The following is a 25,866-nucleotide window of genomic DNA, read 5'->3' on the forward strand; positions in this document are numbered from 1 at the left end:
TATGAGCGAGTTGCTTTATTTGCCAAGAGTATCAAAACGGAGTTGTTCCTCGTAAGCTGAGGATAGCGCTGCGAGTCACGCAGCGCCGGACAGTGGTTAGCTATCAAGACCGAATGGATCATCAATTGTGTGTGCAGGTTCGGTAAACCACTTTGGCCCGTCTGGTGTCATATAAAAATGATCTTCCAGTCGAATACCAAACTCCCCCGGTAGTACCAACATTGGCTCATTAGAGAAACACATACCCGGTGCCAGAGGCTCTGGATTGTCCTTCACCAGATAAGGCCATTCATGAATGTCCAGGCCAATACCGTGTCCGGTTCGGTGTGGACAACCCGGCAACTGATAATCTGGTCCCAGTCCTTGTGCGGCAAGATAGCTGCGAGCGGCTAAATCGACATCACCACATGGGGAGCCTGGCTGAGCCGCTTCAAACGCAGCAAGCTGCGCATTTTTCTCGTGCTGCCACATAGTGCGCTGGCGCTCAGTCGCTTCACCAAACACGTAAGTGCGGGTGATATCGCTCAGGTAACCCTGTAATTTACAGCCAGTATCTATCAACACAACATCGCCCTGTTTGAGCGTCTGCGGATCTTTTACGCCATGCGGAAAAGACGTGGCTGTGCCAAACAATACAATGCAAAAATAGCTGCCGGTTGCTCCGACTTTACGGTGCGCTTCATTGATAAAGGTTTCCACCTCAGTGGTGGTGATCCCTTCATGGAGTATTGAGGCTGCGGCTTTGTGCACTGCGAGCGTCATGTCCATGGCTCGCTGGATAAGGGCCAGTTCTGAGTCAGACTTATGCATGCGACAATGGGCCGTGACGCATTTGGCGTTGATCAGGTTGAGCGCAGGCCCGGCCCGACGAATGCCATCAGCGATGAAAAAAGCGGCGCTTTCATCAATGCCCAGCGTCGCATCCGGTGCAATGCCCAGCTCGGTCAGTACCTTGGTTAGCAGGCTATAGGGGGACTGCTCTTCCTGCCAGGTATGCATTGGGCCTTCAATTACCTGATAGTCCTTTATGGAACCGACTTCAAAAAACGGTACTATAAATTGTATTTCGCCTTGCGCTGGCAAAATGGCGCCGACCATACGCTCGCTCGGATACCACTGTAAACCCGTAAAATACTTTAAATTGGTGCCAGCATTCAGATAAATAGCTGCTATTTTGTGCTGACGCATATAGGCTTGCGCTGTTTCTATGCGATGCAAATACTCCTCGGGTTTAATCGCAACCACATCCTGCGTCATATCTGTCAGTGCGGCCAGTGCGGCTTCACGATTTTGGTAACCTATGCCTTTCATAATGATTCCTGTTTGTTTTTCGTTATTGAAAACGCGCAATACTGTAGGGGCCAATATCCAGCGTTGTTGGTTGATTTGCAATGCTCTGTGCGATGAGCTCACTGGTGATTGCGGCCTGAGTCAGACCCAGATGCTGATGTCCCAGGGCAAAGTAAATGTTTGGATGATCTGGTGCTTGCCCTATTACCGGCAAAGAGTCAGGCAGTGAGGGCCGCGGCCCCATCCAGTGTTCGCCCTGTTGCAAGGCGTCGTTGTCCTTGAGTATGGCTCGTGCATGAGTCAGTAACATCTCTGCGCGTTCATAGTTAGGGCGGGTGTCCAGGCCTGCAAACTCCACGGTGCCTGCCAGGCGCAGACCATTTTGCATGGGGGTCATTATAAACTGGCGATCGGCAGAGGCCACGGGACGGCTCAGGCCACTGATGACAGGCAGCATATTATGATAACCACGCTCTGCCTCTATAGGCAGTTTATAACCAAGCTGAGCACACAGCGTTTTGCTCCAGGCTCCGGTGGCCAATACAAGCCGGTCAAAGGTGCGACAACTGTGTGTCTGTGTGGTTAGTTTTACCTGAGCCTGGTCAGGACTGTTTGAACCATTTTCCAAAGGAGTGATAGCACACACTTCCGCCTTTACAAATCTTCCTCCCAGCGCTGTAAACTGCTCAAATAAAGCCTGACTTAGCTGATAAGGGTCGGAGGTATGGCCCACTTCAGTAAAGTAAAGCGCGTAGTGAATACTGCGGCTCAGACCTGGCTCCAGCGCAAAGAGTTGCGTGCGGTCCAGCAACTCAACGGCAACCCCTTGTTGCTGGTATTTATGCTGTATGGCGCAGATCTCTTTGATTCTGTCATGTTCAAAGGTCAGCAGGCTGCCACGCAGGTTGATATTGCTCTCAAAGTCCTCCTGCAAAAGCCGCCTGAACGCGGCTAAGGCGGCTTCATTGAGTGCCCGCAAAGCCCGGGTATGACGCTTAAACCGGCCCGGCAGCATATTCAGGCAAAAGCGGCTCAGCCAGGGAAACGCTTTAACAAAGTATTTGTGATCAATGCGCAAAGGACTGAGCTTATCGAGCAGCATTATAGGTAAACGTGGCAGCAGGGCTTTGTCAGCCAGCGGAAATACCTGTTCTGTTGCGAAATGGCCGGCATTACCTCGCGAACACTGCTCACCAATACCAGCCGGGTCATACAGCGTGACGCTGTGTCCCTGACGGGCGAGTTGTAAGGCATTACACAAGCCAATTACACCAGCTCCCACAACTGCAATTTGAAGTGAATGTGTCATTGTTATTCTCGTTTGTCAGATTGCATGTTATCAACCAGATGCCACTGCAAAGCTAACCAAAAAATAAACCATATTATTTTCATTGATTTACCAATTTGTTTGCCTCGATTTTTGACGTTCTGGCAATTTTCTTAAATTTGGATATTGATTATTGTATACAATATACCTATGATGGCAAGCACAAACTAAGCAGAGGACTTATCATGAAAGTAGATTGGCAGGGTGTTTATCCCGCAGTAACGACCCAGTTTAATGACGACGAAAGCATCAACTTTGACACCACCAAAGCGATGATCAACACCCTGATTGAAGAAGGGGTGCACGGTATTATTGTATTAGGCACAGTGGGTGAAAACTGCTCGCTACGTGCTGAGGAAAAACGCGATGTATTGCGTGCAGCAAAAGAAGTGGTTGCAGGACGAGTACCGGTGATTTCGGGTGTGGCCGAAACGACCACAGCACTGGCTGTTGAGTTTGTGCGCGACGCTGAAGAAATCGGTGTTGACGGTTACATGGTACTGCCCGGCATGGTTTATCGCTCTACAGAGCGAGAGGCTATCCACCATTATCAGCAGGTTGCACGCAACACCAACTTGCCTGTCATGATATACAACAACCCGGTGACCTATGGCGTGGATGTCTCAATTGAAGGCATGAAAGTCCTTGCTGAAGAAGCCAATATTGTATCAGTGAAGGAAGCAACAGAAGATACACGCCGGATCAGCGAATTATTTTCGGCCTTTGGCGATCGCTATGTGGTGTTCGGCGGGGTAGATGATATCGCACTGGAAAGTTTAATGCTGGGTGCTACCGGGTGGATCTCTGGTCTGACAAATGTATTTCCCCGTGAATCTGTTGCTATCTACAAGCTGGCTCAGCAGGGCCGTTACGAAGAAGCGCGTGAGCTGTGGCGCTGGTTCTTACCTTTGCTACGTCTGGACACTATCCCAACTTTGGTACAGTGCATCAAATATGCAGAGCAACTGGCCGGGCGCGGCAGTGAAGTGACGCGCTCTCCGCGTTTACCGCTGACCCAAGATGAGAAAGCCTATGTACGTCGTTTGTATGATGAGGCACTGACTAACCGGATTGATTTAAGTAAGTTTAATCTGGATTAAGCCTATGAATAAGGGAACATTTTTCTGCATTGACGGGCACACCTGCGGCAACCCGGTACGGCTGGTAACCAGTGGACATCCACAGCTCCAAGGCGCGACCATGAGCGATAAACGCCAGCACTTTTTGGCCGAATATGACTGGATCCGCCGTGCACTGATGTTTGAGCCCAGAGGGCACGACATGATGTCGGGGTCATTCTTGTATCCACCTACCACAGCAGACGGTGATGTAGCTATTTTATTCATCGAAACCTCTGGCTGTTTGCCCATGTGCGGGCACGGCACCATAGGTACCGTGACATTTGCGTTGCAGCAGGGGCTGGTAACACCAAAAGAACCCGGACGCCTCAGGTTAGATACCCCAGCCGGGCGGGTCGACGCATATTACTCGATGCGCGATGGCAAGGTGGAATGGGTCAAGCTGTTTAATGTTCCCGCATTCTTGGCACACCGGAATGAGGTGATCTCAGTTCCCGGAATTGGGGAGCTGCAGGTCGACATTGCCTACGGGGGGAATTTTTACATTATTGTTGAACCTCAGGGCAATTTTAAAGGCACACATGCGACGAGCGCTGCTGAGTTGCTGGCGATGAGCCCTAAAGTCCGTGATGCCGTCAACGCACAGATTGCCTGTGTACATCCACTCGATCCGACTGTATGCGGTGCCTCTCATGTGTTGTGGACAGGTGAGCCCAATCAGCCTGATTCCAGTGCCGCCAACGCGGTGTTTTATGGTGACAAAGCGATAGACCGCTCTCCGTGTGGCACCGGTACCAGTGCGCGCATGGCTCAGCTGTTTGCAAAAGGCGCACTGCAAAGTGGCGAGGACTTTATTCACGAAAGCTACATTGGCAGCCAGTTTATTGGTCGCATAGAGGGCACCACAGAAATCGCCGGTCACAGTGCCATATTGCCCAGCATTCAGGGTTGGGCCCGTGTGACAGGGCATAACTGTATTACCGTGGATGACGACGACCCATACGCATTCGGGTTTCAGGTGCTTTAACCGTGAACAGGCTGAAGTCAGCCTGTTCACACCATTTGTCTTAAGGAGACAGCCATGACTTTGACAGGACAGAGTTTTATTGCCGGGCAATGGTGCGGCAATGCAGGCAATGGGCAGTTTTTTGCGTTTTGCCCGCAAACTAATGAAAGACATCATCAGCCATTTTTTAATGCCGATCATGCGCAGCTGAACGACGCAATTTCCAAAGCGCAAACCGCATTTAAAACCTATCGCCGTATCGCGTATGCACAGCGTGCAGCCTTTTTACGTAAAATTGGCGAAGAGGTCCTTGCGCTGGGTGATGGTCTGATTGAAACCACAATGCTGGAAACTGGGCTACCCAGAGCCAGACTGGAAGGCGAGCGGATGCGCACGGTAAATCAACTCAACGCATTTGCAGCAGCGCTTGAACAGGACCTGGCACCACTGGCACTGACACGTCAGGACCCCGCAGATCCAGACCGAGCACCCTTACCTAAACCTGCCACTGAGTTGCGTTATTTGCCTGTCGGCGTGGTGGCGGTTTTTGGTGCATCTAACTTTCCTTACGCTTTTTCAACATTAGGTGGTGATACGGCCGCTGCACTGGCCGCGGGTTGTCCAGTGATTGTGAAAAGCCATACCGCACACCCGGGTACCAGCGAGTTAATGACGCGCGCCATTGAGCGTGCCATTCACGAGTGCCAAATGCCAGATGGCGTGTTTTCGATGATCCAGGGCGCAGACTATGCACTCTCCCATCAACTGGTTGGTGCTGCAGCGGTTAAAGCGGTCGGTTTTACCGGATCGCTGAATGTAGCTAAGGCTTTGCTAGAGACCATTCATCAGCGTGAAGAAGTGATCCCCTGTATGGCGAATTAGGCAGCGTTAATCCACAACTGATTTTGCCTGAGTATGCACAAGCGCAGGGCACAACACTGGCCACAGCATTAGTACAGTCTTTGCTGATGGGTAATGGTCAGTTCTGCACTAGTCCAGGCCTGTGGCTTGTTCCTCATGGACAAGAACAGTTTGAAGCGACGGCCGCAAGGGCAATTGAAGCCGCACCATCGGATACTTTGTTGACGCCCAGAATTTTGAGTAGTTTTGACAAAGCCATGGATGAATTGAAGCGCAACCCTCATGTCAGCACACTGGCCTGTGCCCAGCAGAGCCAGCCTTTTCACGCCAACGCACATTTGTTTGCCTGTGAGGCGGAAGATTTCATCAAGGATGCCAGCTTGCACGAAGAAGTATTTGGTCCTAGTGCCCTCATTGTTCGATATCGTGATGAAGCTCAGCTGCTAAGTGTTGTAGAGCAACTGCAAGGCCAGTTAACAGCCAGTGTGCATGCCACTAATGCAGAAGTTGCGGTGCAGGAAACACTTTTGGATGAATTAAGCTACAAAGTGGGTCGTCTCATCTTTGGCCAGATGCCAACCGGTGTTGAGGTGTGTGGGTCGATGAATCATGGCGGGCCTTATCCGTCATCGACGGATGTCCGTTCGACCTCAGTCGGGATACAAGCGATGACGCGGTTCTTACGTCCATTATGTGTACAGAGTTAGGCAATCACAGAAGATAGAACGTCTGTAACCCCCGTGGAGTGCGGTTGCATAAGCTTGTTCCTTAGCTTGTGCAACCGCCTATTTGATCATGATATCATCTCATAGAGCGCGAACTAAGTGCCTCACAGCGTGCAATTTATAGCAATGCACGTATAATGTATCCCAATGATAATAATTAATTAACCCTATGGCGATTGTACATAAAACCCGAACTCAACTGGTTGCGGAAGCGATCCGAGAAAAAATCCTCTGTGGCGAGATTAAAGCCGGAGAACCTTTACGTCAGGCTGCACTGGCCGATGAACTGAATGTCAGCCGGATCCCTGTCAGAGAAGCGCTGCTGCAACTGGAAGCGGAAGGTTTGGTAAACTTTGAAGCACACAAAGGGGCCACCGTAACCCGATTGAGCGCTGAGCAAATTGATGAGATTTTCGATTTGCGCGCGATTTTGGAAGCGGAATTACTGAGCCATTCAATTGAAAATCTGACTAAACGCGACCTGCTTGAAGCAGAAGCGATTTTGGCTGACTTGGAAGAGGCAACCGACGCCGGTGATACGCAGCTGGCAACAGGTAAACTCAATGCCGAATTTCACAGCAAACTGTATAGCCGAGCAGAACGCCCTCAGACTCGTGAGCTGGTTGACGTGTACAGTAAAAACTCAGAGCGCTATGTTCGCATGCACATATTGCTTGCTGGTGGTTTGAAAACGGCGCCAGAAGAGCATCGTACCTTGCTTAAGTTGTGTCACGAAAAAGACAAAGCCGGTGCCTGCGAATTTCTGAAAAAGCATATCACAGGTGCCAAAGACGACATTAAAGCACTGCTGCTGCGCCTTGAGCAGGAAGCGAAGTAAGCTCACAGACATTTAACCCAGCACTTAGCGGGTAAGTAAAAGATACACACTAGCCAGAGCACAATGCACGCTGGCTAGTCTTCTATTCAAGTCAGAACAATATCCCTTGTTCATTAAGCAATGCCTTGGCTGCGTCGGTATGAGGCGCAAAGCGTTTCCAGCGCCCGATAGCGCGGCGGTTGAGTGGCTCTCGCACTTGTACTTTACTGGCGGTCGATACCGGCGCATCGTTAAGATGAAAGTGCATGCAGCTGTCTTGCCAGGAGAGCTCACAATAAGCCAGTAGCTTTGATATTTCTTGCTCCGGATTATCCACCAGCGATTCATACTGCATCATATAAAACTGCTCGCCATGGAGCTGTTTCCAGTGCTGCATTAAATGATAAAAGCGGGCATAGAATCGTGCCGTATCCATGAGATCCAATGAGTAGGCGTAATAGGGGTTATTGATGGTAAAAAGCTGGCGGAAATTACCAATACAGGTGTCCATAGGGTCACGCATCAGACAGACTATTTTGGCGTTAGGCAGCGCCCGGCGGATCAAGTCAACATAGAAAAAATTAAAGGGTAACTTGTCGACAAAATGGGCGTGGCTACCTGTGACTACCCGGGTCGCATCCAGGTAAGTTTGCCCGAGTTGCTGCGCATTGCACTGATAGGCCTGTTCAAGGGTAGTGGGGTCCAGCACAGTCTGGCTGGTGGTCTGAGCCAGACGTTTCACACTGATCCCAAAATCTTGCAGCTCACCGGCTGACATCACGTCACTGTGACTGGATAAGATCCGCTCAACCAGGGTGGTGCCGGAGCGTGGCATACCCAGTACAAAGATGGGCTCACGGCTTGAGTGGCCGCCGTGCTGATCATAGGGCTCAGCCTGACTGAGACTCTGAATGCGCTCAAAGAGTGCTTCACTGCCTGTGTGGTCAAATGGGCGCGCCGCATGTAATGCCGCTTTACCCTGCTGCAGTGCTTGGTATGCATCATTAAATTTGCCAAGATCCTGATACTCTTTGGCCAGAGCATGACCCAGGTGCAACCTGGATTCAGGAGAGCTTGCCCGCTCGAAGGCCCCTTGTAAACGTCCAATATGATGTGCATCAGGGGTCGCTTTTTTTAGATCTGACAGCGCAAAGTGCGCTCTGTGGTGATCAGCGTCTAGTGCGAGTGCCTGCTCAAACGCTTGCTCAGCCTCATTAAACTGCCCAACAAATTTCGCACTGACGCCAAAGTTATAATAATACTGGGGGTTATTGCGGGTCAGTTGCAGAGCCTGGCGGAAAAAGGCCAGTGCATTCTCGTGCAATCCCACATGGCTGAGTGCCACGCCAAAGGTGTCGGCGTCAAGTGCCCGGGTGAGTGAACCCGGGTTGGTTTGTTCTGCGGTTTGGCGGGCCAGCGCCAGCTCACCCTGCAAGGCATAGCATTTGGTTAATTGCGCGCGGTACTCATCGCTGCTGTGCAACCCCAGAGCTTTTTCAAACAGTCTGACGGCCTTTTTTAACTGTCCGACCTGAAGGTTGATCACACCAAGCAGAAAGTAGCCATCGGCGTAGTCGGGCGCATCGCGCAACAGGTGTACAAGGTGCTGATGGGCCGTTTCTAGCTGGCCCTGATTCAGAGCTGCCACGGCGTTTTTATGTCGTTGCTGGATTGATATCATCCTGATTGGTCACTTTTAATAACATAAAGGCTCATCACTATGGATGAGCCTGGGAGTGGGAGAGTTAAATTTACTAAAGTTCAAATTGATAGTCGAACTTAATCCCGACCGTCAGAGGCTTATTGAGGTAATGACCATAGTTGCGTTGGATCTCAGCACCATTGGCGGTGGTGATATCCCGAACGTCCCGGCGCACAGAGGTAAACGCATACTTATTGAATAAGTTGTTTACGTAAAAAGTGGCAGACCACATATCGCCAGTCAGCTTGGCTGAGAGATTGCTGATCCCATAACCAGACAAGGTTTCGCCGCTATCGCGCAAGCCTACTTTGGAAATGATATCGCTTTGTGCGGTTAAACCATAATTGATATCTAAGGTTTTATCGCCCATCACTTCTGTTGAATAGTTTACGCCCAGCGAGAACTGATGTTCCGGAGAACCAGGCAGCCTGTCGCCATCTTTGGCGCCATCTGTGCCGTCTGCATTAAACAAGAATGGGGCATCTGACGTCAGCTCAGCTTTGGTGTAGGCATACGTAGCATATGTGCTGATATGATCGGTGAGGATGGCGCGTGTCGATATTTCGATCCCTTTGGCGTTGGCCGTACCCGCATTAGAAGTATAAGGGATCTGACCGACCACAGTTGCACCCGCGATTTGCGCATCTTCCCAGTCCACATTGAATATGGCTGCGTTGAAATGCAGTTTGTTTTTCAGCCAGGTACTCTTTAGGCCAAGCTCATAGTTGGTTGTAGTATCCGCTGTGTACAATAGTTCATCAGGCATACCACAGCCGATCTGCTTGTCGGGCAATGGATCCGGACAAGGAGCCAGACCGTTTGAACCACCGATACGGAATCCTTCACTGGCTGTGATATAGGCCATGACAGAGTCGGTAAACTGATAGTTGGCATTGAACTTAAACAGGTTACCGTCGTCTTCGGCGTTACTCTCTTTAAAATCCAGCGTGATATCGTTTGGTCCTGCGCCACTGTATAGCGTATTTGCCAGCGGGAAGTCGACGGCAGACTCTGCTTTTACTTCATATTCATAAAAACGGGCGCCCAGAGTGATGGTCAGTTTGTCGGAAACCTGATAACCAACTTCACCAAACAGTGCCTGTTCGGTTACCTCACTGCGATCGACCGAGAAATATTCAAGATTGTCGGGGCGCGATTGCTCACCACCAAAGTTGGCAACGGCAAACTCACCAAAACCTGGGGTAAATTCTTTACTGCTGCCATCACTTTCAAATTTGTTGTAGAAACCGCCAACAATCCAGTTCCAGTCGGAGTCGCCCTGCGATACAAGGCGGATTTCCTGAGTGAAGGTATCTTCCTCTTCTTCTTCACGGGTGAATGCCGAGAAAGAGGGGAATTCTTCATAGCCGTAATCAAGGCGGATCAGCAAGTCAGTTTGATCGCGTTGGCCGTCGGCTTCAAAGCTCGACCAGCCTGATGCCGAGACCAGCTCTGCAAAGCCCAGATCGGCTTTCAGCTCCAGGCTTAGCAGATCGTCTTCTTTGTCTCTGGGCTCTTCATAACGATAGCCAGATTCGTACTTACCGATACGATCATTCAGCCCGTTTGCTGAATTGAGCGCCTGATAATGTACAATAGAGCGGCCTTCACTTTCTTGTTTCTGATAAAAGTAGTTGAGCGTGCCGTCAAACCAGTCGTTTGGTTTCCAGCGCACAGAGATGCGACCTGTGGTGGTGGTTTCACCGTTCGCGTCGGTAATTTGTCGAAGGTTGTTATCGACCGCATTTTGATCTGACCAGTCGGGATCGGCTTTTGACACACCGGGTTCGCGCACCACATAGTTGTAATCAATAAACCCAGGATCTTTATAGTGATTCAGGCTGGCACGCAGCGCCAGTTCATCTTCGATGATAGGGGCATTAAAGACAAAACCGCCTTCGCCACCCACGGAGTCGCTTTCTTTGTTCTGGAACATGTCACCATAGAGCTGAACCGTGGTGATATCTAACTCAGGGGCCTTAAGCATGTAGCGAATGGCACCACCTAAGGTGCCTGCGCCATACAGAGTACCCTGAGGGCCAATCAAGACTTCTACTCGTTCTACATCAGTCAGGCGCATATCAAGCGAAACCGGAATTTCATTGATATAAGTAGCAACTGTGCCGCCATCAGAGCCGGGGCCTGAAGAGTTGGTGTTGAGACCCCTTACTATGATAGGTGAGCCTGAGCGACCACCCTGATCCGTCACTGTCAGCCCCGGCACCCAGCGTGCAACATCGGCCAGCTCGCCAATATTTTGATCTTTCATAACGTCCGCATCTAACGCAGTAATGTTGAGCGGAGCTTCTTGTACAGAGCCGCTGCGTCGGGTTGCAGTGATCTGAATAACTTCGAGAGATTTTTCTTGTGCACCGGCTTCGTCGGCATTTACTGCTGATGACAGCAGCAGTGAGCCTGGCAGAGCACCGGCGATGGCCAGAGAAATGAGTTTAGGTTTTAGCATTGTAGCGCATCCTGAAATGTACTGGTTGTTGTTTTTATGCAAACTAAGAAAGCATAAAGTGAATCAGGTAACAAGATCATTGAAAAAGGTACGTGAATTAATATTTATTATATTTGCAAATATATTCACTATCAACGGGTTTTTAGGTGAATTTGTGCATGAAATTTCAATAAAAAAATTTTCACGATAATGTGTGGTTTTATAGGTTTGTTTATCTTTTATCTGGTCTTTCTATGCAGTTATTTGAATTAATTATGCGGTTTATGTTTTGGTTTTTTGTTGTTCAGTATTTCTGGTGACGGAAAAGTATGCACTGAGTGTAAAGCCTCATTGGAGCATGAGTATCGTCGAAAGGCTTGCTATATTGGTAAGGGAGTACAAGAATTGGCTGCTAGCCTGAGTGAGTAGTTTTAATTGAAAGGTGAATAAGTATGCCGGTGAGCACTTCGGCGTGAGTATTATTGCTGAATAGGATTGCAAAACGACTACACACGTTAGGATGATTTGGGAGGCAAGGTTGTATTCAGCTGACTTTGTTCCTCTGATGTCAGTGTATCGCGCACATGGGCACTGTCGTAAAAAGAGTGGATCTGACTGATTGTCCCCTTTTTAACCGTCAGCCAGTCACAAGAAGGAATAACCCCCGCTGGAGTGTGGTTCTCGAACCAGATGGCAGACTTATCTGGTCCGGCAATCACCGAAACTATGGTCAGCTTTTGCACACTTTTAGCCGCAAGAGGTGCCACTGTGTTCAGGTAGTGATCGCGACCAGCTAACCGGCCAAATGGACTAATATGCAGAAAGTCTGGAGCAAGATAGGTGTTCAACCACGCCATATCCTGGTCTATCCAGGCTTGTATCCAGCCGCGCGCTAATTGCTCGGATGTAAGCGTGTGTGCCATAGCATGTGCTTATTGTGATTGTGTTCGAAAGTGGTGTCCCAAGTATAGTCGGGTTTTAACGGCCTGCAGCAAGTGAGCATGCGAATAACACGACAAAGACTTGGTTGTATTGATATTTGGCGGCATACTGAAAATCCATGTTTCTATTGATGATCTTACTATGCGATGTCTATTTTTATGTTTGCTCATTGTCTGTTCCTTTCATATAAAAAGCGCCGAGCTTTACTCAGGGGCACCCGCTGCGGCCAGCGATTACGCGTTTTTGATAGGTCACTGGCAGTGCCGGTATGAGCAGCTCGACCCGCAAGGCAAAACACTGTTCTCAGCGCCATGTCGCTGGCAAGCCGAATATGCCTTTGACCATAAAATGGTGGTCGACGATTTCAGTCTGCTCGACGAGCAGGGCAAGGTAACCTATGCAGGCAGAACACTCAGAACCTTTTCACTCCAGGACAAACGCTGGCATCAGGTGTTCTTACCGGTACAAATGAATGCGACGTTAAACCCGTTTACCGCACACAGAGACAAAGAGGGCGTTCACCTTGAGGTTGAACAGCGCCTGCCAAACGGCGAGCTGCAACCCGCACGCTTTCGCTTTAGCCAGATTAGCAACAGGGGGTTTGTCTGGGTGAGTAGCAAGCAACTTGAAGGTGGTGGGAAGTGGTATGTTGATATGCGGATCAGGGCTACGCGGGATGGGGAGTGAGTGGATGTTTTTGTTGGAACGCTTGAGTGTGATTTGAATTAGTTTTATTTGGCAGATATGACCCATTGCTTAACTACTTTTTGAACGGTTCAAAGGAGTCACTGGTGGTAAGTAGAACTTCTCTGATACTGATGAAGCGAACTTATCCTTTCTTAAATCATGATTATTACTGGCGGAAAATTTCTAGCTCCGAGCGTATGTATTGGAAATAATGGAACCATCATGACAGAAAAACAAATTATTCTGACAGCACTTTGCTCATTTGGTGATATGACAGAGCTTTTCGCATTGCTTGACAAAAAAATTTCTAAAATAGAGCACGCAATTGCTCATACCAATGATCCAGATTCTGAAGGATTGCTTGACCAAGCTGAATATTATGTTGGGTTAGGATTTGTTGCAGCTCAGAGGTTTATGGTTGAGGCCATCAGCTTTTTTAAGCTAGAAAAGGGAAGTGCATTTATTATGGGGCCACGGCATCACCCTGATGTGACAGATGTATCTGCAATTAATGCAGCTGCTAATTATTGGAAGCACGAAGCTGAATGGTGGCAAGAGTTGGATAAACTGAGCGAGCGTAGCCAGCAGACTTTGGAGCAGGTAAGTTTGGTCTCAGGCAGCGATCATTATCGCTTGTCTAATTTGCTCTATGCGCTTTCTGAAAGACAAGGGGTAAGAGTTGCATATTTACTACCAGCCCTAAGTCAATGGTTCGATATCATTGAAACAAAATCTTGAGCATTGGAATAGAGGTTCAAGACGCAAGAAAATAAAATCCCCGATTTCACCAAGACACTTCTTCCAAACAGTCAATTCAACAGGGTTATTTCGTTCAAAACCCCGGATTACACATTGGTACCCTTTGCCACTTGGTGATAAAATTTGGCTTACAAGCATTGTGGTCACGTCTAATCCAAACTGTGACCAAAACTGAGACCAGAAAGTAAAAAAGAGAATGTCTCAGATTAATATTATGAAATTTAAAGGCTTTTTATTCTATGTGTGAACTTTTGGGCATGTCTGCCAATGTACCCACAGATATATGTTTTAGTTTTTCCGGGTTGTTGGAGCGTGGGGGGAATACCGGGCCGCATAAGGACGGCTGGGGGATCACGTTTTATGAGGGCAAGGGATGTCGGACATTTAAGGACCCGGAGCCCAGCTGTCAGTCGGAAATTGCCAAACTGGTAAAAGCTTATCCGATTAAAAGCGTGTCGGTGATCAGCCACATTCGCCAGGGCAACCGCGGCAGAACCTGTCTTGAGAATACTCACCCTTTTACTCGTGAGCTGTGGGGCAGGGAGATCACCTATGCCCACAACGGCCAGTTGTCTAACTATAAAGATCTGACTACCGAGTTTTATAAGCCGGTGGGTAACACTGACAGTGAGCTGGCGTTTTGCTGGATTTTAGACAAGATCCGTGAAAAATACCCGAAACGACCAAAAAACATGGCGACCGTATTTCGCTATGCTGCCAAACTGGCAAAGACCTTGATGGACAAAGGCGTCTTCAATATGCTGCTGACCGATGGCGTATTTGTACTGGCGTATTGCTCTAACAATCTGCACTGGATCACGCGTCGTGCACCTTTTGGTAAGGCAACACTCATTGATGCGGATATGGTGGTGGATTTTCAAAAAGAAACCACTCCGGATGACGTGGTGACCGTAATTGCCACCCGGCCACTGACCAATGACGAAGAGTGGAACAAAATGCAACCCGGTGAATATGTGCTGTTTAAACTTGGAGAGAAAATATAGCGCAATGTGTGCCAAATGTGTGCTCGAGATAAGGTGCTCAGAAAAAAGGGCATCAGAGCACGGCACTTGCTAACACAATTCAATTAGCTGCGAAAGCACTATCAACAGAGTGAGCAGCAGCAAGAAACAATAACATCCAGGCTAAAGCAATAATAATATTGCGCAAGGCTATTCTTCTATAGAGTTTGCCTCGCTCATTCAAACACCCAGGTACCCAGAGCACATTTAAAAAGTTAAATGATGTGTGTGTTTTGTGAAAAGCACCTTCAACAGTGTTTAAAAGTGCTTTTACGAAAAAGTAGAGGCTTTTAAAGAAGCAAAACGAGCTAAAAACAAAGGCTATTGGAAAGAGCAATACTGTTATTAGCTCAAGAAGTTGCGATAAATCCATATATCAGGTTCAGATATTACTCAGCCGGCTGCTCTGCATCAAAGCTCTTTAGCTGGATCATAAATTGCTCCACACCGTCTTTACCTTTAAACATTTGCACAACCGAGTAGTGATAGGCGGGTGCCAGCCAGGCCGTGGCCTGACGCTTGTCATTGTCGTACAGGCGTTTTACCTTAATGGTTTCGACATTGCCGACGGGTAAGGTGATGGTCTCCGGCCCCACCACTTCAAAATCGTAGCTGCGCACATTGCCATTTTTATCCACAATGGGGTAGCTCATTTTGGTTTTTCCGGCTTTGACATCATTACGGAGGGCTATCTGGTAAGACAAAACATCCTGGCGCTTTTCGTTCCAGTCGGCATTGATAGGGTATTTCTCGTCGTCTTTATAGAGCTGTTTGTTTTCCCGGTCAAAGCGGATCTTGTAGTTTTTGTCGGGGCCAGTGCCTTCGCGCTTTAGTGTGTATAAGAGAGGTTTTGGCACTTTATCATGATAAGTAAACAGAGAGTTTTCAGTTCGCTCGTCTGAAAATATCATCCATTCGATATTGCTTTCATAGTTGAGCGAGTAGGTGTCGTTTGAGACCTTAGAGAGCTCTCTGATGGCGTTGCCATGGACCTCACCTTTGCGCAATACGTCATATTCAGCGCGGTAGGGCACAATGTCACTGGCAAATAGGGAAGAAGAGAAAACAGCGCTTAAACCTAATAGTAAAGCGCTGTATTTTTTATTCTTCTGGGTAGGTTGCGCCTTGAGCTGGAAGGGGTTGATTGTCAAAAACGGCATAGTCTGCTTCCATCGTTAGTCTGTGTTCGCTGAACCACTTGACCACCAAAGGATAGATTATATGTTCTTGTTCATGAACCCGCTGTGACAGCGTGTGCGCAGTATCATCAGCCAGGATTGGCACCTTAGCTTGTACGATGACCGGTCCACCATCTAGTTCTTCTGTCACGAAGTGAACACTGGCGCCATGAAACGTTTCTTTTGCATCAATCGCTCTTTGATGGGTATTCAGCCCTTGGTACTTAGGCAACAAAGAAGGATGAATGTTCAACATTTTTCCTTTAAATTTTTGCACTAAGTCTGCGGTTAGAATACGCATAAATCCAGCTAATACAACTAAATCTGGATTATAAGAGTCAATTAATTGCGCCAAACGTTGGTCATAGGCTTCGCGGCTGTCAAAGTCTTTATGACTTAACACTTGCGTTTCAATGTCCGCTTGTTGGGCTCTTTGCAGCCCGTACGCGTTGGCTTTATTACTGATGACGGCACAGATCTCGCCATTGATGTCGTTGCGTTGACAGCCATCCATAATGGCCTGCAAATTGGAGCCACTACCAGATATCAATACAACAATACGAATTGGAGATCGGTTGGGTGCCATTACTCGGCACCACCCAGGATTTCAACTTGCTCTTCGCCTGCATTTGCAGCCTGAATTTCACCAATGTGCCAGGCGTTTTCGCCTTGTGCTTTTAGGATTTCCAGACTTTGCGCTAGCTTGTCGGCTGGTACTACCAGGATCATACCAACACCACAGTTAAATGTACGGTACATTTCGTGGGTGCTGATATTGCCGTTTTCTTGTAGCCAGTTGAATACTGCAGGCCATTCCCAGCTGTCGCCTTTTACGACTGCTTTGGCTGACTCTGGCAATACACGCGGGATATTTTCCCAGAAACCACCGCCTGTGATGTGCGACAGGGCATGTACGTCTACTTCTTTCAGCAGTTCCAGAATCGGTTTAACGTAGATACGGGTTGGCTCAAGCAGGTGCTCAGACAGGGGTTTGCCAGCAAACTCTTCGCTGGTATCTGCGCCAGATACTTCCAGTACTTTGCGGATCAGCGAGTAGCCGTTTGAGTGTGGACCGCTTGAAGCAAGTGCAATAAGTTGGTCACCTTCGGCAACTTTAGTACCATCAATGATCTTAGACTTTTCTACAACACCGGTACAAAAACCAGCCATGTCATAGTCTTCGCCTTCGTACATGCCAGGCATTTCAGCAGTTTCACCGCCGATCAGGGCGCAACCTGCCAGCTCACAACCAGTACCAATGCCTGTGACCACGTCGGCAGCGGTATCAACGTCCAGCTTACCAGTTGCGTAATAGTCAAGGAAAAATAGGGGTTCAGCACCTTGAACTATTAAATCGTTTACACACATGGCAACCAGGTCGATACCTACGGTATCGTGTTTTTTAAGATCGATGGCCAGACGCAGTTTAGTACCCACACCATCTGTGCCAGCAACTAAGACAGGCTCTTTATATCCGGTTGGTAGTTCGCACAAAGCGCCAAAACCGCCAATGCCGCCCATAACTTCAGGGCGACGCGTTTTTTTAACTACCCCTTTAATGCGCTCAACCAATGCATTGCCCGCATCGATATCAACGCCTGCGTCTTTATAGCTAAGAGACTGTTTTTGTTCGCTCACAGGTTTTCCTCAAAAATAACAGAATGGATTTGCTTAGAAACGCGCGTATTTTACATCAAATGCGTCGGTGCGGCTAGTCGATTTGGTTTGCATAAACGTGGATTACCCGGGCATCCGGTGGCGTCGAATATTTACTTATCAGGTGGATGTACCTGGTTTCAGCAACGCGCAATAGTGATTTGTTCACTATACTCAGTACATTTCAGTCAGTGCGAATGTGGTAGATGTGGAAAACCTGAGCTTAGGCCTTATTTTGACTGGGTTCCTGCTATTGGTAGCGGCGTTGTTCCCTGCAACACATATCTGTCGGATTGCGCAAAACAGAGGCTGGCAATTGTTACTTGCGCTTGTGTTATTTTTTATCTGTGGTTATCTGGCCTTTGCGCACCAAGTCTATCGTACTGAAAATAACTCCCCTCTGGTATTAGGTTTGTCAGTGATCCTGATGCTTGGCGCTATCTTTGTCATTGTGGTGGTTCGGCTTAGCCGCGCCAGCTTACTTCAACTTCAGGATATTGCCGAAAGTGAGCGTTACCAGGCTCGCCACGACTCTCTTACACAACTCGAGAACCGTCAGGAATGTACTAAGTATATTGAGCAATGTATTGCAAAAGGGGCGGCATTCAGTGTGTTACTTATGGATATCAATAATTTTAAACAAGTCAATGATGCGCTCGGGCATTTCTTTGGAGACAAATTGCTCATTGCATTTGCAGTCAAAATGCAGACTCTGACCACGCGTGGATGCAAGGTCTACAGAATGGGCGGAGATGAGTTTGTGATTGTCACGGAATCGGCAAGCGAAACAGAGCTGTTTTCACTCAATAATACCTTACTAAAAACATTTAATGACGGCCTGATGATTGACGATATGCAGGTCGACGTATTTTACAGCGCAGGTGCGCGTATCTTTTGTTTAGAGGAAAAACCTTCTGTTACCCAACTGCTAAAGCACGCCGACATCGCAATGTATGCTGCCAAAAGTAGCCGTCAAAGTCTGGTGATATTCGACCAAACCTTACATGATGGCGTAGAGGCTGAATTTGAACTGTTTAATTCACTAAAGGCTGCACTTAACAACAATCAGCTTGAAGTGTTTTATCAACCACTGGTCTGTGGGCACAGTAATGAAGTGCATGGACTTGAGGCTTTGCTTCGCTGGCGCGATACCGATGGCGCATTTATCAGTCCACTGACCTTCATTCCCATAGCCGAGAAAAACAATTATATAAAACAGATCAGCGCATTTGTGATTGAGCGAGTATTTAGCGAGTTGAATCATTTTCTGACCATAGAGCCGAATGTGACCCTGCACATCAACTTATCCTGCCAGGACTTTCACGGCCGTTATCTGGTTAACCAGCTTGTTGAGCTGCAATCAAAATATAATGTGAAACCCAGTTGTATTGTATTCGAGCTAACCGAGAGTATGGTGATGGTCGATGTTGATCAGGCCAGGTATATGATAGGTATGTTGATTGATATGGGGTTCTCGGTCAGTATCGATGACTTTGGTACAGGGTTCTCGTCTTTTTCCATGCTCAGAGAGTTACCAATCTCTCAGATTAAAGTAGACCGCTCATTTGTTAGCGGTTGTCTGGATAGCGATAAGGATCAGGCAATTGTAGAGACAACTATTTATCTGGCCAAGCGGTTGGGTTGCTCTGTGGTCGCAGAGGGTGTCGAAGACAGTAAAACCGCAGCCTACCTTAACAGTATCGGGTGTCATTATTTGCAGGGGTATTATATGAGTGAAGCGCTTGAGCGCGAGAGCGCAAAACAGTGGCTACATTCTCATCGGGTGGTTAAAAAAGTTTTGAAACGATAAATTGATGCCAACCGTGCACACTCTGAACACACTAAACCAACCTGACCTGATACTGAATTTGAACGATTTCCATACACTTTCTCACACACTCAACATGACTTTAGCGTTACAGTTAAAAGCACACACCATCTGACTCTATGCTCTGCGTTGGAGCTGGACCAGGAAGTCAAACTCTAAAAGTATCGAGGAACGAACGTGAACAAGTTACTTGTTGGAATTTTCTTACTGCTGTTTTCATCCCTGACATTGGCCTCTCAAGCACCTTTGGCGCTTATCAATGAGGTGGGTGAAACCCTGTTTTCAGATATTAAACAAATCAATCAGGATGGTCAGGCAAGCCCCCAAGAGATGCGCAAGCTGGTTAAGGCACATCTGATGTCACACATTGATATTCGGTTTGTGTCCTATAAGTTATTGGGTAAACATATTAAAGGCCTTAAAAAACCAGAGGCCGTCGCGTTTATTTCGGCCGTTGAACATTACCTCGAAGTGAGCTACGCAAGTGCGCTGATGCAATACAAAGGTCAGCAGGTACAGTTTGAATCTATGCCAATGGATGAACAAAGCAAGTATGCAACCGTGAAAGCAATAGTAAAGCAACCTGCGGGCCCTGATATTGATATCCATTTTAAGTTCCGCAAGAGTAAAAACGGCCAGTGGAGAGTGTATGACCTGGTTGCTGAGGGAATTTCTTTACTGAGTGCGAAACAAAAGGAAATCTCGGTGCGTATCTCGCAAGTGGGCCTGGCGAAGGTGACTGCTGAGCTGAATGCAAAAAGCTAGCAGAGCAGCCATTGCTGGCTACTCTGTGGAGTAAAATCGTTAAGGTTTTAGAAATTTCTTGGGGAGAGAAACTCACCATTGCTGATCTCTTCCCAGGTTTTTGCGGCCAGAGTATCCAGAGCACCTAAGTCTTTGCCGCTTGAGGAAAGCTTATGTTCTACCGGCAGAATATCAATGTGTTCAAAACCAGATAGCTGCGCCACGCGGGCAAAGGTGTATGCATGCTTATATTTCTGCTGCTTATAAAAAATACTCACCAGGCTGGCAAATACTTCGGGATCCGGTGTTTCTCCCGCTTTATTTAGCTCAAGCACTCGATACAGAATATCAATGGTTTTATCGTCGTCAATTTTCGCGTAAAAAGTAGCAAGAAATAGCTGTATTTCCGGGTCGCTTTTTACATTGTCCTGATCTTGCATATTCAGTAGCTTGTTCAGCGCAAGTCGATTGTTCCGTCTGGACCAATGATAGTAAAGCAGGCCAGGGTGCTCCGTGTTGATTGTGTCCTGGTAGATGCGAGTCATCTCTTTGAGGCTGGTAAGGTGACCTTCAACGCGTGACGTGGTTTTTTCTTTTAGTTTGATATGCTCAATTTGCGCGGCCAGTGAAACACATTCGTTGTATTGTTCAAAATTTTTCAGCAAAGTGTATCGATTGTCATCCGTCGGCGCTTTGTATTCGTGATATCGAGCAAATATCACCTCCGCACGCTCCTCTTTACAATGGCTATCTTTATTGAGATCTTCACAAAATCCGGGGTCTCTGTGCAGATTTTATTCAGCGTAATTGTGTCATCGCAGCCACTGAGCAACGCTGTAGTAATACACAGGCCTGATATTAGCCACCACCTCATTGTTATACGTACTCCAAGTCTTTGTTGTTGCGCGTGTATAGTACCAATTTCGACAATTCTGGCCACCCTTTATTTACCTCAAGTGTAGCAAGGGATTGCGGCCAAAGCGCGTCTCAGCTGTTTTTCTTATATTTTAATGCTTCCGTGGCAGGTTAATCGATGTAAGGTCTACTGTGGAGTTAATTTTACAGTAACAATTATCAGTAAGTGGTGGAGAATTGCAGCCATTTCAATTAAAATGTCGCTGCCTTGGGGCCTGTTGACTCTCAAATTATGCAATACATCAGGCTCGGTTAGGCTATCCGTTCAAAAATTGTTTATTAGGCAGAAAAAATGACCTTATCTCACGAGCAAGAATATCAAAACAGCTGGCAAGAACGTCAAGACTATGCAGAGAGCATGCAACCGATCATTGGTCGTTTGTATCGTAATCTGGGTGTTGAAATTGCGGTTTATGGCCGTCCTCTTGTAAACACCAGCACTATCGATGTTATTAAAGCCCATAAGACAGTCGCACGTTTCGAAGAAACTAAACTGCGTTTGCGCGAGAGCTTTCCTTTCCTGGAAGCCATCAGCAAGATGGAACTGGCTCCTGGCCGTGTTGACTTAGGTAAACTGGCATATGCTTACATTTATAAAAATGCAGGTGAAGGTCGTTCAATCGAAGAGTACCTGAACGCTGAGCTTGCTGATCTGCTTAATACAGGCAACCGTCCGGCCCCTCGCGACGTTGTTCTGTATGGTTTTGGCCGTATCGGTCGTTTATTGGCACGCCTGTTGATTGAACGTGGCGGTTCTCATGCTGATCTTCGCTTGCGTGCAATTGTGGTACGTGGTGGTCGTGATGGTGACCTTGAAAAACGCGCAAGCTTGCTTCGCCGCGACTCAATTCATGGTCCATTCAACGGTTCAATCACTGTTGACCATGAAAAAGGCGCTATTAAAGCAAACGGTAACTACATTCAGGTTATCTATGCGAACTCTCCTGAAGAAGTGGATTACACTCAGTACGGTATTGAGAATGCATTGGTTGTTGATAACACGGGTGTATGGAAAGATGAAGACGGCCTGGGTAAACACCTGCAATCAAAAGGCGCATCTAAAGTACTTCTGACTGCGCCGGCAAAAGGCGATATCAAGAATGTTGTTTACGGTGTTAACAATGCTGATATCCTGTCTGAAGACAAAATTGTGTCTGCTGCAAGCTGTACGACAAACGCCATCACGCCTGTACTTAAGGCACTGAACGACAAGTTTGGTATCAAGAATGGTCACGTTGAAACAGTTCACTCTTACACCAACGATCAAAACCTGATCGATAACTACCACAAAGCCGAGCGTCGTGGTCGTAGTGCTGCACTAAACATGGTTATCACTTCAACAGGTGCAGCTAAAGCAGTAGCAAAAGCACTGCCTGAGCTAGCTGGTAAGCTGACTGGTAATGCAATCCGTGTTCCTACGCCAAACGTATCAATGGCTATTTTGAACCTTAACCTGAATGCTGAAACAACGGCTGAGGAACTAAATGAGTTCCTGCGCGAAACATCTTTGCATTCTGAGCTTCGCGACCAAATCGATTACACAGCGTCGACTGAAATTGTATCAACTGACCTGGTTGGTAGCCGCTACGCCGGTGTGGTTGATTCACAAGCGACCATTGTGGACGGTGACCGTGTAGTACTTTACGTATGGTACGATAACGAGTTTGGTTACAGCTGTCAGGTTGTACGCGTAATGCGTGACATGGCTGAGGTGGAATTCCCGAGCCTGCCGCGTTAATTCACGCTTTGTCCAAAAAAGCCAGCGATTGCTGGCTTTTTTTGTTTTTGTCTCGCACCAGGTGTGTTAGGCTTGCAGCTGATTTATTGCTACAAATCACTAACAAAAATCATCAAGGTTAAAACAAAATACCTTGACTGTGTGACGTGCCTTCCGGCGCTTTACTCATAACATCTGGCGCAATGAGATGGTTTTTTTATTTAGGGTATATGATGAAGATCACCAGTAATTTTGACAGCGGAAATATCAAAGTAATTTCTGCTGAGGCTCCACTAGATATTCAGCTGGAGATTAACCACGATAACGATTCCGAGTTTTTCCAATGGTTCCACTTCCGTCTTGAATCGACGCCATTTGTTGAACACAAGCTACACATCAACAATCTGCAAAACTCAGCTTATCCTGAAGGGTGGGATGATTATCAGGCGGTGGCCTCTTATGACAGACAAACTTGGTTCCGGGTACCGAGCACCTATCAGGATGGTCAGTTGGTGATAGACTTTGAACCTGAGTGTCATCACACTTATTTCGCTTACTTTGCCCCATATAGTTATGAGCGTCATTTGGATCTGGTGTATTGGGCACAGAGCCATGATGCGTGTCGTGTTGAAACACTGGGTGAAACTTTAGATGGACGTGATATCAGTCTGCTGTGTGTCGGCGAACCAGGTGATGAAAAGAAAAAGATCTGGATCACCGCACGCCAACACCCAGGTGAGACGATGGCAGAGTGGTTTGTAGAAGGCCTGCTGCACAAGTTGCTGGACGATGAAGATCCCCATGCTGCAGCTCTGTTGTCAAAAGCGGTATTTTATATCGTACCAAACATGAACCCAGATGGTAGTGTTCGGGGCCACCTGCGCACCAATGCCAAAGGGGTGAACCTTAATCGTGAGTGGCAAACGCCGTCGCTTGAAAACTCGCCGGAAGTTTATCATGTGCTGAACAAAATGCATGAAACTGGCTTGGATTTGTATCTGGATATTCACGGTGATGAAGCGCTGCCATACAACTTTGTTGCAGGTAGTGAAGGGATCCCAAGTTATGATGCCCGCCTGGCTTCATTGGAAGAGCAATTCAAGCAGGCTCTGTTGACAATCACACCGGAATTTCAGGATGAGTTCGGCTATCCAAAAGACGAGCCGGGTCAGGCTAATCTGACTGTTGCATCTTGTGCTGTGGGCGAAGCCTTTAAAGCCCTGGCATATACCATTGAGATGCCATTCAAGGACAATGCAAATTTACCTGATCCACATTATGGCTGGTCTGATCGCCGTTCATATCAGTTTGGACAGGATACGTTAGCAGCCATCGTTAACGTGGTCGATAATCTGAGATAATCATCATCACAGGCAACCTTTTAGGTTGCCTGTTGCATATAATAACAACGAAGAAGAGGAAGAGTCGTGGACGCGTTAGGAAGTTTTCTGGATAGTCTGGATGCCTTGTTGGGGGCTCCTGGTGGTTCCCCTATGTACTACTTGGAGTGGGTCTGTTTTTTACCCTGTATTTAAAGTTCCCACAGATCCGGTATTTCAAGCATGCCTGCAAAATTGTCACCGGTAAATACGATAAAAAAAGCCATGAAGGTGACACAACCCATTTCCAGGCCCTGTCAACAGCTCTGTCAGGCACAGTAGGTACTGGTAACATCGGTGGTGTTGCACTGGCAATTTCAATTGGTGGCCCGGCAGCTTTATTCTGGATGTGGATGACCGCATTTTTTGGTATGACGACCAAGTTTGTTGAGGTTACCTTATCTCACAAGTACCGTACTAAAGCAGAAGACGGCACTATGGCTGGTGGTCCCATGTACTATATGGACCGTCGTCTTAACATGAAGTGGCTGGCGGTATTGTTTGCAATTGCAACCGTGATCAGCTCGTTCGGAACAGGTAGCTTACCACAGATCAACAACATCGCTCAGGGTATGGAAGCAACCTTTAATATTGAGCCTATGGTTACCGGTGCCGTACTGTCTATTTTACTTGCTCTGGTTATCCTTGGTGGTATCAAGCGCATTGCAGCGATCACCTCGCGGGTCGTGCCTTTAATGGCGGCGGTTTATATCATCGGCGCATTGGCCGTTATTCTGTATAACGCTGAGAATATTATCCCGTCTTTTGCTGCAGTATTTATGAATGCATTCAGTGGCTCAGCTGCGGTAGGCGGCTTCCTGGGTGCCTCCTTTGCTTATGCCTTTAACCGTGGTGTAAACCGAGGCCTGTTCTCCAACGAAGCAGGTCAGGGTTCAGCACCCATTGCACACGCGTCAGCCAAAGCTGATGAGCCTGTATCAGAAGGTATGGTGTCTATCCTGGAGCCTTTCATTGATACCATAGTGATTTGTACGCTGACCGGTTTGGTGATCTTGTCCTCCGGTGTATGGACTGAAAAATTCGAAACGACCTTTGAGCGTTCATCAATGACCATAGTGCACGGCAACTATGTTGAATCAAACGACAGTGACCGTGAAGAGCTATACAAATACCTCAATGGTATTGATGGTCATAGTGTTGAGGCTTACAGCGGTAACATCCGCGTTGTCGAAGGCGTCGCGGTCAATAAAGACTTTACTGTCATTCACTCGCGCTCAATTGGTGAAGATATTCGTTTTGGTATCACGGCGAAACACCGTTATACCGGAACTGTTGAAGTCGACAAGGGCATGCTGGTTGATACCAGTATTAGCATTAAAGGTAAGTCACTGGTTCACTCTGCTGAGCTGACAACCAAGGCATTTACGCGAGGCTTCTTTGGGGAAAATGGCCAATATATAGTTTCTATTGGTCTGCTGTTATTTGCATTTTCTACGGCAATTGCCTGGTCATATTATGGCGACCGAGCTATGACCTATCTGTTGGGCTCACGTTCGGTAATGCCTTATCGTGTGTTCTACGTGGCAGGATTTTTCTGGGCATCGTTTGCAGATACAACCTTAATCTGGAAGCTGGCTGCGGTAGGTATTGTTGTGATGACGCTACCAAACTTGTTCGGGATCATGTTGCTGCGTAAAGAAATGAAAGACTCTGTTGATGAGTATTGGGACAAGTTCGAAAAAGAGCAGAGTCAGTCTGAAGGAAATACTGAGGTACAAAAAGACAATTCAATGCATTTCCAAAAAGACAAACCTTAATAAACCAAGTA

Annotated in this window: 21 protein-coding genes and 2 pseudogenes; 13 read left to right on the forward strand and 10 right to left on the reverse strand. The window is 47.5% G+C overall.

Translation table 11 applies throughout. The features are described from left to right. Positions 1-96 precede the first annotated feature (96 nt). Entirely contained in the window at positions 97-1,311 is a 1,215-nt protein-coding gene (locus tag ELR70_RS12390) for a Xaa-Pro peptidase family protein (protein ID WP_054013910.1), read from the reverse strand. Between the two features lie 22 nt (positions 1,312-1,333). Next, positions 1,334-2,599, reverse strand: a complete 1,266-nt coding sequence (locus ELR70_RS12395; protein ID WP_054013909.1) for an FAD-binding oxidoreductase — start codon at positions 2,597-2,599, stop codon at positions 1,334-1,336. A gap of 203 nt (positions 2,600-2,802) precedes the next feature. Here ELR70_RS12395 and ELR70_RS12400 point away from each other — a divergent pair, with 203 nt between their 5' ends. The 5 genes from ELR70_RS12400 to ELR70_RS12415 all read left to right on the forward strand — a co-directional run bounded on the left by ELR70_RS12400 (position 2,803) and on the right by ELR70_RS12415 (position 7,126). Further along, on the forward strand, positions 2,803-3,717 hold the full coding sequence (locus tag ELR70_RS12400) for a dihydrodipicolinate synthase family protein (protein ID WP_054013908.1): 915 nt from the start codon (positions 2,803-2,805) through the stop codon (positions 3,715-3,717). Between the two features lie 4 nt (positions 3,718-3,721). Beyond that, complete coding sequence (locus ELR70_RS12405) at positions 3,722-4,723, forward strand: 4-hydroxyproline epimerase (protein WP_054013907.1); 1,002 nt, start codon at positions 3,722-3,724, stop codon at positions 4,721-4,723. Between the two features lie 54 nt (positions 4,724-4,777). Continuing rightward, entirely contained in the window at positions 4,778-5,584 is an 807-nt protein-coding gene (locus tag ELR70_RS25855; protein WP_347232135.1) for an aldehyde dehydrogenase family protein, read from the forward strand. A gap of 23 nt (positions 5,585-5,607) precedes the next feature. Beyond that, complete coding sequence (locus tag ELR70_RS25860) at positions 5,608-6,270, forward strand: aldehyde dehydrogenase family protein (protein ID WP_347232136.1); 663 nt, start codon at positions 5,608-5,610, stop codon at positions 6,268-6,270. A 187-nt stretch (positions 6,271-6,457) separates the two neighbouring features. Continuing rightward, positions 6,458-7,126, forward strand: coding sequence for a GntR family transcriptional regulator (locus tag ELR70_RS12415; RefSeq protein WP_054013905.1), 669 nt, complete (start codon positions 6,458-6,460; stop codon positions 7,124-7,126). Between the two features lie 91 nt (positions 7,127-7,217). On the opposite strand, the gene ELR70_RS12420 is transcribed toward ELR70_RS12415, so the two are convergent. The 3 genes from ELR70_RS12420 to ELR70_RS12430 all read right to left on the reverse strand — a co-directional run bounded on the left by ELR70_RS12420 (position 7,218) and on the right by ELR70_RS12430 (position 12,173). Beyond that, positions 7,218-8,786: a sulfotransferase family protein gene (locus tag ELR70_RS12420; protein WP_054013904.1), complete on the reverse strand. Its 1,569-nt coding sequence runs from the start codon at positions 8,784-8,786 to the stop codon at positions 7,218-7,220. A 73-nt stretch (positions 8,787-8,859) separates the two neighbouring features. After that, positions 8,860-11,271 (reverse strand): TonB-dependent receptor, encoded by a 2,412-nt coding sequence (locus ELR70_RS12425; protein ID WP_054013903.1) that lies wholly within the window; start codon positions 11,269-11,271, stop codon positions 8,860-8,862. Positions 11,272-11,765: 494 nt separating this feature from the next. Continuing rightward, positions 11,766-12,173 carry a nuclear transport factor 2 family protein gene (locus ELR70_RS12430; protein ID WP_054013902.1) on the reverse strand — a complete coding sequence of 136 codons (408 nt, stop codon included), beginning with the start codon at positions 12,171-12,173 and terminating at the stop codon, positions 11,766-11,768. A 160-nt stretch (positions 12,174-12,333) separates the two neighbouring features. Here ELR70_RS12430 and ELR70_RS12435 point away from each other — a divergent pair, with 160 nt between their 5' ends. From ELR70_RS12435 to ELR70_RS12445, 3 genes are all read left to right on the forward strand, one after another. Next, the gene (locus ELR70_RS12435; protein WP_128064589.1) at positions 12,334-12,879 is read left to right on the forward strand and encodes a hypothetical protein; all 546 of its coding nucleotides are present in this window, start codon (positions 12,334-12,336) and stop codon (positions 12,877-12,879) included. A 222-nt stretch (positions 12,880-13,101) separates the two neighbouring features. After that, on the forward strand, positions 13,102-13,617 hold the full coding sequence (locus ELR70_RS12440) for a hypothetical protein (RefSeq protein WP_054013900.1): 516 nt from the start codon (positions 13,102-13,104) through the stop codon (positions 13,615-13,617). A gap of 260 nt (positions 13,618-13,877) precedes the next feature. Further along, entirely contained in the window at positions 13,878-14,642 is a 765-nt protein-coding gene (locus ELR70_RS12445) for a class II glutamine amidotransferase (protein ID WP_054013899.1), read from the forward strand. A 79-nt stretch (positions 14,643-14,721) separates the two neighbouring features. On the opposite strand, the gene ELR70_RS12450 is transcribed toward ELR70_RS12445, so the two are convergent. The 4 genes from ELR70_RS12450 to purM are packed head-to-tail and all read right to left on the reverse strand — an operon-like array spanning position 14,722 to position 17,476. Beyond that, positions 14,722-15,033: a hypothetical protein gene (locus tag ELR70_RS12450; RefSeq protein WP_054013898.1), complete on the reverse strand. Its 312-nt coding sequence runs from the start codon at positions 15,031-15,033 to the stop codon at positions 14,722-14,724. A gap of 16 nt (positions 15,034-15,049) precedes the next feature. Next, positions 15,050-15,820 carry a DUF3108 domain-containing protein gene (locus ELR70_RS12455; protein WP_200908186.1) on the reverse strand — a complete coding sequence of 257 codons (771 nt, stop codon included), beginning with the start codon at positions 15,818-15,820 and terminating at the stop codon, positions 15,050-15,052. Beyond that, positions 15,762-16,424, reverse strand: coding sequence for a phosphoribosylglycinamide formyltransferase (purN, locus tag ELR70_RS12460; protein WP_054013897.1), 663 nt, complete (start codon positions 16,422-16,424; stop codon positions 15,762-15,764). The genes ELR70_RS12455 and purN overlap by 59 nt, the downstream gene beginning before the upstream one ends. Further along, positions 16,424-17,476: a phosphoribosylformylglycinamidine cyclo-ligase gene (gene purM / locus ELR70_RS12465; protein WP_054013896.1), complete on the reverse strand. Its 1,053-nt coding sequence runs from the start codon at positions 17,474-17,476 to the stop codon at positions 16,424-16,426. Before purM ends, purN begins: the two co-directional genes overlap by 1 nt. A 226-nt stretch (positions 17,477-17,702) precedes the next feature. Here purM and ELR70_RS12470 point away from each other — a divergent pair, with 226 nt between their 5' ends. Continuing rightward, on the forward strand, positions 17,703-19,304 hold the full coding sequence (locus ELR70_RS12470) for a bifunctional diguanylate cyclase/phosphodiesterase (protein ID WP_082353084.1): 1,602 nt from the start codon (positions 17,703-17,705) through the stop codon (positions 19,302-19,304). A gap of 195 nt (positions 19,305-19,499) precedes the next feature. Beyond that, positions 19,500-20,087 carry an ABC transporter substrate-binding protein gene (locus tag ELR70_RS12475; protein ID WP_054013895.1) on the forward strand — a complete coding sequence of 196 codons (588 nt, stop codon included), beginning with the start codon at positions 19,500-19,502 and terminating at the stop codon, positions 20,085-20,087. A 47-nt stretch (positions 20,088-20,134) separates the two neighbouring features. Here the strand turns inward: ELR70_RS12475 and ELR70_RS12480 are convergent. After that, positions 20,135-20,940 (reverse strand): annotated as a pseudogene (locus tag ELR70_RS12480) (DUF2989 domain-containing protein). A gap of 333 nt (positions 20,941-21,273) precedes the next feature. Between ELR70_RS12480 and ELR70_RS12485 the strand changes: the two are divergent. The 3 genes and pseudogenes from ELR70_RS12485 to ELR70_RS12495 all read left to right on the forward strand — a co-directional run bounded on the left by ELR70_RS12485 (position 21,274) and on the right by ELR70_RS12495 (position 25,855). Next, complete coding sequence (locus ELR70_RS12485) at positions 21,274-22,719, forward strand: glyceraldehyde-3-phosphate dehydrogenase (RefSeq protein ID WP_054013893.1); 1,446 nt, start codon at positions 21,274-21,276, stop codon at positions 22,717-22,719. 212 nt (positions 22,720-22,931) lie between these two features. Next, positions 22,932-24,059, forward strand: a complete 1,128-nt coding sequence (locus ELR70_RS12490; RefSeq protein ID WP_054013892.1) for a M14-type cytosolic carboxypeptidase — start codon at positions 22,932-22,934, stop codon at positions 24,057-24,059. A 66-nt stretch (positions 24,060-24,125) separates the two neighbouring features. Beyond that, positions 24,126-25,855 (forward strand): annotated as a pseudogene (locus tag ELR70_RS12495) (AGCS family amino acid carrier protein). Positions 25,856-25,866 lie beyond the last annotated feature (11 nt).

The sequence above is a fragment of the Pseudoalteromonas sp. R3 genome, assembly GCF_004014715.1.
Lineage (GTDB): Bacteria > Pseudomonadota > Gammaproteobacteria > Enterobacterales > Alteromonadaceae > Pseudoalteromonas.